This window comes from Streptomyces ortus, assembly GCF_026341275.1.
Taxonomy (GTDB): domain Bacteria; phylum Actinomycetota; class Actinomycetes; order Streptomycetales; family Streptomycetaceae; genus Streptomyces; species Streptomyces ortus.
The window spans coordinates 943,600-956,362 of the sequence record NZ_JAIFZO010000002.1; the positions used below are offsets into that span (position 1 = coordinate 943,600).

The following is a 12,763-nucleotide window of genomic DNA, read 5'->3' on the forward strand; positions in this document are numbered from 1 at the left end:
ACGGGGGCCGGATACGGGGGGCCGGATACGGGGGCCGGATGCGCCTCTCACTCGCGCGAGTGAGGTCCGGGCGATGCCCGCGGACAGTCAGGGGCGTGCGTCGCCCTGCCGAGCTCCGGCGCACGCCCTCCGCGCGCCCCTCCCCGCTCCGCTACCCGTCCGCCCGGGCCGTCGCCAGCAGTTCCTCCGCGTGGGCCCGTGCCGTCTGCGAGTCCTCCTGACCCGCCAGCATCCGGGAGAGCTCACGGATGCGCTCCTCGCCCTCCAGGACCTTCACGCCGGAACGGGTCACCGAGCCGTCGTTGGTCTTCTCGACCAGCAGCTGCCGGTCGGCGAACGCGGCCACCTGCGGGAGGTGGGTGACGACGACGACCTGCGCGCTCCTGGCGAGCTTCGCGAGCCGCCGGCCGATCTCGACGGCCGCCTTGCCGCCGACACCGGCGTCGACCTCGTCGAAGAGATAGGTGGGCACCGGATCCGTACCCGCGAAGACGACCTCGACCGCGAGCATGACGCGCGACAGTTCACCGCCGGACGCACCCTTGGCGATGGGCCGCGGCGGTGCCCCCGGGTGCGGGGCGAGGAGCAGTTCGACCTCGTCGCACCCGGCGGGCCCGTACGCGACGGAACGTCCGCCGACCTCCACGCCCTCCGGGTCCTCGGTCTGCCGGATCTCGAACGACACGCGCGCGTGCGGCATGGCGAGCGAGGCCAGTTCGGCGGTCACGGCGGCGGCGAAGCGCTCGGCGGCCTCCGTACGGGCGTCGGTCAGGGCCTGCGCCAGTCCGCCCAGCTCGGCCCGCAGCGCGTCCCGCTCGGCGGTGAGTTCACCGATCCGGTCGTCGTCCCCGTCCAGTTCCAGCAGCCGCGCCGCGCTCTGCTCGGCCCAGGTCAGCACCGCGCCGACGTCGTCGCCGTACTTGCGGGTGAGCGCGGTGAGCGCGGCACGCCGCTCCTCGACCGCGGCGAGCCGCAGCGGATCGGCGTCGAGGTCGTCGGCGTAACCGGCCAGCTCCCCCGCCACGTCGCCCAACAGGATCCCGATCTCCCCGATGCGGCCCGCCAGGGCACCCAGGGCGGCGTCGTGGGACCGCACGGCCTCCAGGGCCCGGTGCGCGCCCGCCACGAGCGTCGTGGCGTCGATGCCCTCCGGGTCCTCCGGGTTGCCCGCCAGAGCGGCGTGCGCGACCGTGGCGGCCGACGCGAGGGCCTCCGCGTGCCCCAGCCGCTCGGCCTCGGCCGCGAGCTCCACGTCCTCGCCCGCCCGGGGCTCCACCGCGGCGATCTCGTCGAGCCCGAAGCGCAGCATGTCGGCTTCCTGGGCGCGTTCACGGGCACGCGTGGTGATCCGGTCCAGCTCGGTGGTGATGGCACGCAGCCGGCGGTAGGCGCCCGAGTACTTGGCGAGCGGCACGGCGACCGCGTCGCCCGCGTACCGGTCGAGGGCCTGCCGCTGCCGGGACAGCTTGAGCAGCCCCTGCTGATCGGTCTGCCCGTGCACGGCCACCAGGTCGTCGGCGAGTTCGGCGAGCAGCCCCACCGGCACCGAACGTCCGCCGAGGTGCGCGCGCGAGCGGCCCTCGGCGGAAACGGTACGGCTGATGAGCAGCGTGCCGTCGTCGAGTTCCGCGCCGGCCTCCTCGGCCCGCAGGGTCGCCGAGGCGCCGTCGGGGACGGAGATCCGCCCCTCCACGACCGCGCTCTTCGCCCCGATCCGCACGAGGGCGGCGTCGGCGCGTCCGCCCATCAGCAGGCCCAGGCTGGTGACCACCATCGTCTTGCCCGCGCCGGTCTCACCGGTGACCGCGGTGAAGCCGGGCGACAGCTCGACCACCGCGTCGTCGATTACTCCGAGCGACCGTATCCGCATCTCCTCCAACACGGACATGACCATACGAGGTTTCTCCCACCCGGCGCGACGCCGCCCCAGTCCCTGCACAAACGTCCAGGTATCCACGCTGCCCGAGGTCACTCCTGGGGGCTACCCCGCCGACGGCCCCGCGGGGCGCTAGGGCGCTTCTGATGGATCTCCGCGGCGTCGCGACGCCCGGCACGCTCCCCCAGCCTCCGGCCGGGGGGACCCCCACTCGCCGCACCGGGCACAGACCCAAGTACGTCCAGTACGCGGGCCTGTGCCCGGCACGACGAGAGCACGCACCGGACGCCGCTCCTTCACCCACGGAGATCCATCAGAAACGCCCTAGTGCGGCGCCCCCCGCCACCCGGCGACCGGCAGCGCGAACTTGGCCACCAGCCGGTCGGTGAACGACGCGTGGTGCAGCCGCGCCAGCCGCACCGGCACGGCACCGCGCCGGACCTCCACCCGGGCCCCCGGCGGCAGCTCGATCGTCCGCCGCCCGTCGCACCACAGCACCCCGGGCGGGATGTGCGGCAGGATCTCCACGGCGAGGACCGAGTTCGGCGACGTCACCAGCGGCTTGGCGAACAGGGCGTGCGCGCTGATGGGCACCATGAGCAGCGCCTCGACCTCCGGCCACACCACGGGACCGCCCGCGGAGAACGCGTACGCCGTGGACCCGGTCGGCGTCGACAGGACGATCCCGTCGCAGCCGAAGCCGGTCACCGGCCGCCCGTCGATCTCCAGGACCACTTCGAGCAGCTTCTCGGCACCCGCCTTCTGCACAGCGGCCTCGTTGAGCGCCCAGTCCGTGTGCACGACGTCGCCGTTGCTGTGCACGACGACGTCGACGGTCATCCGCTCCTCGACCTCGTACGCCTTCGTCACCACCCGGTCGACGACCTTGTCGAGGTCGTCGCGCTCGGCCTCCGCGAGGAAGCCGACGCGCCCCAGGTTGACGCCGAGCATCGGCACGCCGGAGGCGCGGGCGAACTCGGCGCCGCGCAGCAGCGTGCCGTCACCGCCGAGGACGATCAGCAGTTCGCATCCGTCGAGGCACTCGGGAGTGGCCTCCTCGACGAGCTCCACGGTCGGCGGCAGCGGCAGGTCGGCCGCCTCCGCCGCCAGGACGCGTACGCCGAGTCCGGAGCGCAGCAGCCCCTCGACGACGAGCTCGGCACTGCGGATGGCAGCGGGCCGTCCGGTGTGGGCGAGCAGGAAAACGGTACGAGATCGGGTGTCGGTCAACGCGGCCCCTCCGCCACTGCACGGTCGATGTCGGCCGGGTCCGGTGCGGGTGCCCCGGCACGCAGCCACAGAAAGTACTCGACGTTCCCCGAGGGCCCGGGCAGCGGACTGGCCGTCACACCCTTCACCCCGAGCCCCAGTTCCCCCGCCCGGCGGGCCACACCGCGCACGGCGTCCGCCCGCAGCTCGGGGCTGCGGACGACGCCGCCGCTCCCGAGCCGTTCCCTGCCCACCTCGAACTGCGGCTTGACCATCATCACCAGGTCGGCACCGGGCGCCGCGCACCGCACGAGGGCGGGCAGCACCAGGCCGAGCGGGATGAAGGACAAATCACCGACCACAAGATCCACCGGCTCCCCATCGATCGCCTCCAACGTCAACTCGCGTACGTTCGTACGGTCCTTGACGGTGACGCGTTCATCACTTCGGAGAGACCACGCCAACTGGCCGTAGCCGACGTCCACGGCGAGGACGTGCGAGACGCCCGCGCGCAGCAGCACATCGGTGAACCCGCCGGTCGAGGCTCCGGCGTCCAGCGCCCGCCGCCCCCGGACCTCAAGACCCAGCGGTACGAAGGCCTCCAGGGCCCCCGCGAGCTTGTGGCCGCCGCGCGAGACGTAGTCCGGGTCGTCGTCGTCCCGGCTGACCAGGATGGGGGCCGCGGTCTCCACCTGGGTGGCGGGTTTGGTCGCGAGGTTCTTGCCGACGGTGACGCGTCCGGCGGCGATCAGCTGTCCGGCGTGCTCGCGCGAGCGGGCGAGCTTGCGTCGGACCAGCTCGGCGTCGAGGCGGCGTCGTGCCACTCCTGCCACGTTCGGTTCAGCTCCTGTTGCTGTTGCTGTGGTCGGTCGGTCCCGGGGGCGCCGGGGGTCCCGGACGGGCGTCGAGCGCGGTGAGCGTGTCGCGCAGCCCCCGGTGTACATCCTCGTACACCTCGACGTGCCCGTCCGTCGCGAGGTGGTCCGCGTCGCCCAGCCGGTCGAGCAGGGCGTCGACCCCGTCGTCGCCCGTGGGCGTGCGCGGGACGTGCAGGGGGGCGGGCGCGGCCGGACCGTACGCCTCCGTACCGAAGGGTTCCGCGCCGACGGCGCCGACAGCACCGCCGTCACCGCCGGGTTCGGTCCGGGATCCGTCGTCCGGCCCGGTCATGGACTCGCTCATGACCCGACGCTACCGCGAAGCGCTGAGGTACCGTCGATCACGATGGCGACGATCGAGGAGTGCCGCAGCGCACTCGACAAACTCTCGGACAACATGGCCGGCGCGAACGGCGACGTGCGCAGCGCAGCCGCGTTGGACCGCTCCCTGAGCTGCCGTATCACTGACCTGGACATCACCTTCGTGGGCCGCCTGCAGGACGGCCGCATCGTGGTGCTCGACACGGTCGAGGGCCCGCCGCCCGAGAAGGCCGAGATCCGGCTCGCGATGACCGGCGACGACCTGCTCGCGATGGTCGACGGCGAGCTCCACTTCGCGAAGGCCTGGGGCTCGGGCCGCGTCAAGCTCGAAGCGGGCCTGCGCGACCTGATGCGGCTCAGAAAACTGCTCTGACCCGCTCCTCCCCCGGCCCCGTCAGCGCTTGCTCACAGCGACGGGCGCGTCAACAGGCGCGACGGCCGTACGGGCCTTCCGCGCGGCCGGCACCACCAGCGGCGTACCCGTCTCCGGGTCGTCGATGACCTGGCAGCGCAGTCCGAAGACCTCCTCGACCAGTTCCGCCGTGACGATGTCCGCCGGGGCCCCCTCCGCGATCACCGCACCGTCGCGCAGCGCGATCAGATGGGTGGCGTAGCGGGCGGCGTGGTTGAGGTCGTGCAGTACGGCCACCAGGGTGCGGCCCTGCTCCTCGTGGAGTTCGGCACACAGGTCGAGTACGTCGATCTGGTGCTGGATGTCGAGGAAGGTGGTCGGCTCGTCGAGCAGCAGCAGCGGGGTCTGCTGGGCGAGCGCCATGGCGATCCACACGCGCTGCCGCTGCCCTCCGGAGAGTTCGTCGACATACCGGTCGGCCAGTTCGGCGACACCGGTGGAGGCCATGGACTCGCGGACGATCCGCTCGTCGTCGGCGGACCACTGGCGCAGCAGCCCCTGGTGCGGGTAGCGGCCACGCCCCACGAGGTCGCCGACGGTGATCCCGTCGGGCGCGACCGACGACTGCGGGAGCAGTCCGAGCGTCCTCGCCACCTTCTTCGCGGGCATCGACTGGATGGCGTGGCCGTCGAGCAGCACCCGGCCCTGGCGCGGCTTCAGCATGCGGGACAGCGCGCGCAGCAGCGTGGACTTGCCGCAGGCGTTGGGGCCGACGATCACCGTGAACGAGTTGTCCGGTATCTCGACCGACAACCGCTCGGCGATGACGCGCTGGTCATAGGCGAGGGTGACATCCTCGGCGGACAGGCGGTTCACAGTGCTCCTCAGGTTGTTCATATCCGGCCCGCCTTCCGCTCCGTGACCAGGAGCCACAGGAGATAGACGCCGCCGAGGATTCCGGTCACCACGCCGACGGGCAGCTGGTCGGCCCCGAAGAGCCGCTGGGAGGCCCAGTCCGCGACGACCAGGAGCGTGGCGCCCATGCACATCGCGGGCACCAGATTGGGTCCCGGTGAGCGGGTCAGGCGCCGTGCGAGCTGCGGCGCGGTCAGCGCGACGAAGCCGACCGGGCCCGCGGCGGCGGTGGCCGACGCGGTGAGCAGCACGGCGGCGACCATCAGGAGCAGCCGCGTCCGCTCCACGCGCACACCGAGCGCGTACGCCACGTCGTCGCCCATCTCCAGCATGCGCAGGGCGCGCGCGTTGCCGAGGACCAGCGGGACGAGCACGGCGCACAGGCCGAGCAGGGGCCGGACCTGCTCCCAGTCGCGGCCGTCGAGGGAGCCGGTCATCCAGACGACCGCGCGGGCCGCGTCGACCAGGTCGGCCTTGGTGATCAGATAGCCGTTGACGGCCGTGACGATCGCGGAGACCCCGATACCGACCAGGACCAGCCGGTATCCGTGCACGCCCCGCTTCCAGGCGAGCAGATAGATGGCGAATCCGGTCACCAGACCGCCGATCAGCGCCCCGACGGTGACCTGCCTGGCGGTGCCGGAGAACAGCACGATCATCACGAGCGCGCCCGCCGTCGAGCCCTGCCCGAGGCCGAGCACGTCCGGACTGCCCAGCGGGTTGCGGGAGATGGCCTGGAAGAGCGCGCCGCCGAGTCCGAGCGAGGCGCCGACCAGGAGCCCTACCAGGACCCGAGGCAGCCGCAGCTCGTTGACGATGAACTCCTGGCCCGCGTCTCCGTCGCCGAGCAGCGTCCGGACGACGTCGCCGGGGGAGATCGGGAAGTCGCCGGTGCCGATGAGCACGACGCTCGCGGTGAGCGCGGCCACCAGGAGGAGGGCGACGACCGTGAACGCGCGGACGTCGACACGGACCGACAGCCCGCCGACGGTACGGACCGTACGGCCGCGGAAGACCCGGGCGGGGGCCGCCGGCGTGATCCCGTGCTCGGTGGCGGCCTCGGTCGCGGTTTCGGGCTCGGTGGCGGTCTGGTTGCGTGGGGCCTTCACAGCTGTGCCGTCCTCCGCCGTCGTACGAGAAAGATGAAGACCGGGCCGCCGAGGATCGCGGTGACGATGCCGACCTGGAGTTCCGCGGGCCGCGCCACGACGCGGCCGATCACGTCGGCGCCGAGCAGCAGCACCGGCGACAGCACGGTGGCGTACGGCAGGATCCAGCGCAGGTCGGGGCCGGTGAAGGACCGCACGACGTGCGGGACCATCAGCCCCACGAAGACGATCGGCCCGCAGGCGGCGGTCGCGGCCCCGCACAGCACGGTGGCGGCGGCCATGGACAGCGCGCGGGTGCGGCTCAGATGCGCGCCGAGGGCGCGGGCGGTGTCGTCGCCCATGGCCATGGCGTTCAGCGGCCGGGCGAGGGCCAGCGCCAGGACCGTACCGGCCGCGAGGAACGGCAGCACCTGCCAGATGATGTCGCCGGTCGCCGAGGCCAGCGAACCGACCGTCCAGAAGCGCATCTTGCCGAGCGCCGCCTCGTCCGTGATCATCACGGCCTGGAGATAGCCGTAGAGCGCGGCGCTGATCGCGGTGCCGGCGAGGGCGAGCCGCACCGGCGTCGCGCCCCGGCCGCCGCCGAGGAAGAACACGAGCACTCCGACCAGCGCCGCGCCCGCGAAGGCGAACCACACGTAGCCGTTCAGCGAGGTGACGCCGAAGAAGGTGATCGCCGTGACGACCGCGGCGGACGCGCCCGCGTTGATGCCGAGCAGCCCGGGGTCGGCGAGCGGGTTGCGGGTGAGCGCCTGGAGCACGGCTCCGGCGAGCCCGAGCGCGGCGCCGACGAGCAGCCCGAGGACCGTACGCGACAGCCGCTCCCCCACCACGACGTCGCCGTACGTACCGGAGTCCGCGAACAGGCCGTGCCACACCTGCTCCGGGGACAGCTCTTTCGCGCCGATGGCGATGCTCGCCACGGCGACGAGCGCCAGCACGACGAGGGACAGGAGAAGCCCGGCGGCTCGGACCGCCCGGCGCCTGGGGGGCGCGGGGGCGGTCGCGCTCTGTTCGGGGGGACTGTCGACCAACACGGCAGTTAGGTTAACCTAACTTGCGGTGGCGCTTCGCTCGGCGGTCCCGGTGATCAGGCCAGACAAGCCCGAGCGGGCCGGTGCGGGCTTGCGCGGGTCGGCATGTCCTTGCGCGGGCCGTACGTGCCTGTGCGCGCCCCTCAGAGCCCCAGCCGGGCCAGCGCCTTGCCCCCGTCCAGCTCGCACGCCGCGTCGCCGCCCGCCGTCCAGGCCGCGGCACACAGCGCCCTCAGCCCGTCCATGGGCTCGCCCTCACCGTCCAGTTCCAGCCTCTCGCCGCCCGCCGTGGCCGTGTAACCCCCGCACCGGAAGCCGTCACCGTCCTCGACCACCTCGGGCTGCCCGGTCAGCATGCCCCGCAGATCGGCGTCCACATAGGTCGGCCGGTGCTGCGGCGGCGCGGCGAGGAGCTGCGCACCGTCGGTCACCCCGGTCAGTACGAGCAGCGAATCCACCTCGCCGTTGAACGCGCCCTCGATGTCCGTGTCGAGCCGGTCCCCGACCACCAGCGGTCGCTTCGCCCCGGTCCGCAGGATCGTCTCCCGGTGCATCGGGGGCAGCGGCTTGCCCGCCACCTGCGGCTCGGCACCCGTGGCGATCCGGACGACCTCCACGGCCGCGCCGTTGCCCGGGGCGATGCCGCGGGCGCCGGGGATCGTCAGATCGGTGTTGGACGCGAACCACGGCACCCCGCGCGCGATGGCGTAGCAGGCCTCGGCGAAGCGCCCCCACGGCAGGTCGGGGCCGCCGAATCCCTGCACGACGGCCGCCGGGTCGTCGTCGGCCGACTCGACCGGCTCCAGACCGCGCTCGCGCAGCGCGACCCGCAGTCCCTCCCCGCCGACCACCAGCACGCGCGCGCCCTGGGGCAGCTGCTCGCTCATCAGGCGGGCCACGGCCTGGGCCGAGGTGATGACGTCCGACGCCTCGGTCGCCATGCCCAGCTCGGTGAGGTGCTCCGCGACATGGTCGGGCGTGCGCAGCGCGTTGTTCGTGACGTACGCGAGGCGCATCCCGCCCTTGTGGGCCGTGCCGAGCGACTCCACCGCGTGCGCGATCGCGTTGCCACCCGCGTACACCACGCCGTCCAGGTCGAGCAGCGCCGTGTCGTACGCCTGGCTCAGGGCCGTGTCACTGCCCTCGGGCCGCGTCCTGGCGGTCTGGCTCATTACGCATCGCTCCTCGTTCGGTCTCTTTCCCCCGATCATCGCTCATGGCACTGACACACTTACGATGCATCAATGAACACGGCAGGTACCGCGGACGTACCGGCACGCGTGGGTCTCGACCTCACCCCGTTCCGGGGCCTGCGCTACGACCCCGACCGGGTCGGCAGCCTGTCCGCCGTCACATCCCCGCCGTACGACGTGGTCGTACGGCCCGACGGCCTGCACCATCTGGAGTCGGCGGACCCGCACAACATCGTCCGTCTGATCCTGCCGCAGGCCCCCACCCCGAGCATCCGCAACGAACAGGCGGCCGACACCCTGCACCGATGGGTGTCCGAGGGCGTCCTGAGAACCGACGCCCGGCCGGCTCTGTACGTCTACGAGCAGCGGGACGACGAAGGCATGTTCCAGCGGGGCGTCATCGGCGCCCTGCGGCTGTCGGAGCCGTCGGAGGGCGTGGTGCTGCCGCACGAGGACGTCATGCCGCACGTGGTCGCGGACCGTGCGGCCCTCATGCGGGCCACCTCCGCGAACCTCGAACCCCTGTTGCTGACCTACCGGGGCGACGGCGCGTCCGGTACGACGGCCGTCATCGAACGCACCGCGAAACACCCGCCCCTGCTGTCCACCACCACGGAGGACGGCTTCAGCCATCATCTGTGGGCCGTCACCGACCCCGCCGACCTCACCGAGATCCACGCGGACCTGGCCCACCGCCAAGCGCTCATCGCGGACGGCCACCACCGCTGGGCGACCTACCTGCGGGTACGCGCGGAGCACCCGTCCCCCAGCCCCTGGGACTACGGCCTGGTCCTCCTGGTGGACACCGCGCGCCACCCTCTGCGCGTCCGCGCGATCCACCGTCTGCTGCACCGCCTCCCGGTGCCGGAAGCCCTCGCGGCCCTGGACGGCTCGTTCCGCGTACGCCGGGTCGAGGGCTCCCTCTCCTCGGCTCTGTCGGCCCTCTCCGTAGCGACCGCCGAGGGAAACGCCTTCCTCCTTGCGGGCGACGGAGCCTTCCACCTCGTCGACCGCCCTTCCCCCGACCTCCTCGCCCGTACGGTTCCACCGGACCCGCCGGAGGCCTGGCGCACCCTCGACGCGACGGTCCTGCACGCCACGCTCCTCGACCACGTCTGGCGGATCCCGGACGTCCCGGAGCACATCGCGTACATCCACGACACGGCCGCCACGGTCGCCAAGGCGGAGCGCGACGGCGGTACGGCCGTCCTGATGCACCCGGTCCGCGAGGAGGTCGTACGCGAGCTGGCGAGCCAGGGCGTCACGATGCCCCGCAAGTCGACGTCCTTCGGCCCGAAGCCGGCGTCGGGCCTGGTGCTGCGCGCCCTCTCCGACACGGATCCCCCCTAGAAAACACGAACGGGCGGGACTCCCCGAGGGAATCCCGCCCGCGTGTTCCTACCGTGTTCCTACGCGCCGACTCAGTCCGACCGGTCGCCCTTGACGTCGCCGTCACTGTCGCTGTCGCTGTCGCTGTCAATGTGACTGTCGCTGCCGGGCTCGGGGGCCTCTACGTCGTCCTCGGCTGCGTCCTCGGGTCCGGCCTCTGTGTCGTTCTCGTCGTCGACGAGCGCGTCCACGAACTCGACGCCGTCGAGTTCCGCGAGGCGGTCGGAGGCGTCCGTGCTGCCGTCCTTGTCGGACTCGACGGCCTTGGCGAACCACTCACGGGCCTCGCCCGTCCGCCCGGCGGCGAGCAGCGCGTCGGCGTACGCGTAACGCAGCCGCGCGGTCCAGGGCTGGACGGAGTGGGACGCCAGCTCGGGGCTCTGCAGGGTGACGATGGCCGCTTCGAGCTGGTCCATGTCGCGCCGCGCACCGGCCGCCACGAGCCGCATCTCGACCTGTCCGGCCTTGTCGAGCTTCTGCACCTCGGGCGCTCCGGCCATGTCGAGCGCCTTCTCGGGGCGCCCCATGCCCCGCTCGCAGTCCGCCATGACGGGCCACAGGTCCACGTTGCCGGTCATCCGGCGGGCGGCCCTGAACTCGGCGAGCGCCTCGCTGTACTTCTGGTTCGCGTACGCGGCGAAGCCGGCCGCCTCCCGCACGGCGGCGACGCGTGAGGCGAGCCGCAGCGCGATCCTGGAGTAGTTGTACGCGCCCTCGGGGTCCTCGTCGATGAGCCGCGCCACCATGACCAGGTTCCTGGAGACGTCCTCGGCGAGTCCCTTGGGCAGGCTCATGAGCTCCTGCCGCACGTCCTTGTCGATCTCCTCGCCCGTGATGTCGTCAGGGATCGGCAGCCGCTTGATCGGCTCGCGATCGCGGTCCCGCTCGTCACGGAAGCGGCCACCGCCGCCGCCACGGTCGTCGCGCCCACGGAAGCCACCGCCGGGACGGCCACGGCTGTCGTCGCGGCGGGGTCCGCCACGCCCGCGGTCGTCGCGCCCGCCCCGGTCGTCACGGCCACGGAATCCGCCGCGGTCGCCACCGCCGCGATTGTCGTCACGACGGAACGCCGGACGGTCGCCGCCACCACGGTTGTCGTCACGGCGGTCATCACGACGGTCGTCACGCCGGAAGGCCGGGCGGTCGTCGCGGCGGTCGTCGCGTCCACGGAAGCCGCCACGGTCGTCATCACGCCGGAAGGACGGACGGTCGCCACCACCACGGTTGTCGTCGCGCCGGAAACCACCACGGTCACCGCCACCCCGATTGTCGTCACGGCGGTCGTCTCGGCGATCGTCACGCCGGTCATCGCGGCGGAAGGACGGGCGGTCACTGTCGCGGCGCGGGGCACCGCGGTCACGGTCATCGCGGCGGTCGTCGCGTCCACGGAAGCCACCGCGGTCGTCATCACGCCGGAAGGACGGGCGGTCGCCACCGCCCCGGTTGTCGTCACGTCGATCATCGCGGCGGAAGGACGGGCGGTCACTGTCGCGGCGCGGGGCACCTCGGTCGTCGTCGCGACGGAACGCCGGACGATCGCCCCCACGGTTGTCGTCGCGACGGAAGCCCCCGCGGTCACCGCCACCACTGCGGTCGTCGCGCCCACGGAAGCCACCGCGGTCGCCTCCCCCGCGGTTGTCATCGCGACGGAAACCGCCACGGTCACCGCCACCGCGGTTGTCGTCGCGCCGGTCATCGCGGCGGAAGGGCGGACGGTCGTTGTCGCGGCGCGGGGCACCACGCTCGTCGTCGCGACGGAACGGGGGACGACTCCCACCGCTGCGGTTGTCGTCACGCCGGAAACCGCCACGGTCACCGCCACCGCGGTTGTCGTCACGGCGATCATCACGACGGTCGTCCCGGCGGAAGGCCGGACGGTCGCCGTCACGGCGCGGGGCACCGCGGTCACGGTCGTCACGGCTCGGCCCACCGGGCCGGTCGTCGCGGCGGAACGGAGGACGGCCTCCACCACTGCTGCGGTTGTCGTCACGCCGGAAACCACCACGATCACCGCCACCGCGGTTGTCGTCACGGCGATCATCACGGCGGTCGTCACGCCGGTCATCGCGACGGAAGGGCGGGCGGGCACCGCCGCCCCGGTTGTCGTCACGCCTGCCGGCCCCACCGCGGTCGTTGTCGCGGCTCGGGCCTCCGCGGTAGCCGCCGCGGTCACCACTGTCCCGGCGTCGCTGATCGCGCTCCGGTCGCTCGTCGGGAGAGTTGGTGGACATGGGTGACTCCTGTCATCGGTACCGCAAGTCATTCTCGCGCAGCCGGGTACCCGGCGCGCTTCGGGAAAACAAAAAAGGACCTCTGGTCCCAGCGAGTCGCTGGGACCAGAGGTCCTCAAAGATTGTTCGGCGGCGTCCTACTCTCCCACAGGGTCCCCCCTGCAGTACCATCGGCGCTGTAAGGCTTAGCTTCCGGGTTCGGAATGTAACCGGGCGTTTCCCTCACGCTATGACCACCGAAACCCTTTCAGACACT

11 protein-coding genes, 1 rRNA gene and 1 pseudogene are annotated in these 12,763 nt (G+C 72.6%); 2 read left to right on the forward strand and 11 right to left on the reverse strand.

The features are described from left to right. Window positions 1-151: 151 nt before the first annotated feature. The 4 genes from recN to K3769_RS07395 all read right to left on the reverse strand — a co-directional run bounded on the left by recN (window position 152) and on the right by K3769_RS07395 (window position 4,267). Window positions 152-1,894 (reverse strand): DNA repair protein RecN, encoded by a 1,743-nt coding sequence (gene recN, locus K3769_RS07380; RefSeq protein ID WP_267025640.1) that lies wholly within the window; start codon window positions 1,892-1,894, stop codon window positions 152-154. A gap of 306 nt (window positions 1,895-2,200) precedes the next feature. Continuing rightward, complete coding sequence (locus tag K3769_RS07385) at window positions 2,201-3,106, reverse strand: NAD kinase (protein ID WP_267025641.1); 906 nt, start codon at window positions 3,104-3,106, stop codon at window positions 2,201-2,203. After that, window positions 3,103-3,918: a TlyA family RNA methyltransferase gene (locus K3769_RS07390; RefSeq protein ID WP_267025642.1), complete on the reverse strand. Its 816-nt coding sequence runs from the start codon at window positions 3,916-3,918 to the stop codon at window positions 3,103-3,105. The genes K3769_RS07385 and K3769_RS07390 overlap by 4 nt, the downstream gene beginning before the upstream one ends. A gap of 7 nt (window positions 3,919-3,925) precedes the next feature. Then, window positions 3,926-4,267, reverse strand: a complete 342-nt coding sequence (locus tag K3769_RS07395; protein ID WP_267025643.1) for a hypothetical protein — start codon at window positions 4,265-4,267, stop codon at window positions 3,926-3,928. 42 nt (window positions 4,268-4,309) lie between these two features. On the opposite strand from K3769_RS07395, the gene K3769_RS07400 reads away from it, so the two are divergent. Beyond that, a complete protein-coding gene (locus K3769_RS07400) occupies window positions 4,310-4,657 on the forward strand; it encodes an SCP2 sterol-binding domain-containing protein (RefSeq protein ID WP_267025644.1) in 348 nt (115 codons plus the stop codon). A 21-nt stretch (window positions 4,658-4,678) separates the two neighbouring features. Here K3769_RS07400 and K3769_RS07405 read toward each other — a convergent pair whose 3' ends face one another. The 4 genes from K3769_RS07405 to K3769_RS07420 all read right to left on the reverse strand — a co-directional run bounded on the left by K3769_RS07405 (window position 4,679) and on the right by K3769_RS07420 (window position 8,866). Continuing rightward, window positions 4,679-5,533 (reverse strand): ABC transporter ATP-binding protein, encoded by an 855-nt coding sequence (locus tag K3769_RS07405; protein ID WP_267025645.1) that lies wholly within the window; start codon window positions 5,531-5,533, stop codon window positions 4,679-4,681. Beyond that, window positions 5,530-6,591: a FecCD family ABC transporter permease gene (locus K3769_RS07410; protein WP_267031277.1), complete on the reverse strand. Its 1,062-nt coding sequence runs from the start codon at window positions 6,589-6,591 to the stop codon at window positions 5,530-5,532. Before K3769_RS07410 ends, K3769_RS07405 begins: the two co-directional genes overlap by 4 nt. Before the next feature lie 65 nt (window positions 6,592-6,656). Then, window positions 6,657-7,697, reverse strand: coding sequence for a FecCD family ABC transporter permease (locus tag K3769_RS07415; RefSeq protein WP_267025646.1), 1,041 nt, complete (start codon window positions 7,695-7,697; stop codon window positions 6,657-6,659). Between the two features lie 140 nt (window positions 7,698-7,837). After that, window positions 7,838-8,866: an HAD hydrolase-like protein gene (locus tag K3769_RS07420; protein ID WP_267025647.1), complete on the reverse strand. Its 1,029-nt coding sequence runs from the start codon at window positions 8,864-8,866 to the stop codon at window positions 7,838-7,840. 72 nt (window positions 8,867-8,938) lie between these two features. Between K3769_RS07420 and K3769_RS07425 the strand changes: the two genes are divergently transcribed. Then, complete coding sequence (locus K3769_RS07425; protein WP_267025648.1) at window positions 8,939-10,237, forward strand: DUF1015 domain-containing protein; 1,299 nt, start codon at window positions 8,939-8,941, stop codon at window positions 10,235-10,237. A 71-nt stretch (window positions 10,238-10,308) separates the two neighbouring features. On the opposite strand, the gene K3769_RS07430 is transcribed toward K3769_RS07425, so the two are convergent. The 3 genes and pseudogenes from K3769_RS07430 to rrf all read right to left on the reverse strand — a co-directional run bounded on the left by K3769_RS07430 (window position 10,309) and on the right by rrf (window position 12,748). Continuing rightward, complete coding sequence (locus K3769_RS07430) at window positions 10,309-11,070, reverse strand: tetratricopeptide repeat protein (RefSeq protein ID WP_282566475.1); 762 nt, start codon at window positions 11,068-11,070, stop codon at window positions 10,309-10,311. A 324-nt stretch (window positions 11,071-11,394) separates the two neighbouring features. Continuing rightward, window positions 11,395-12,507, reverse strand: a pseudogene (locus K3769_RS41080) (hypothetical protein); the annotation flags it as partial. Between the two features lie 124 nt (window positions 12,508-12,631). Continuing rightward, a 5S ribosomal RNA gene (rrf, locus tag K3769_RS07440) occupies window positions 12,632-12,748 on the reverse strand. Window positions 12,749-12,763 lie beyond the last annotated feature (15 nt).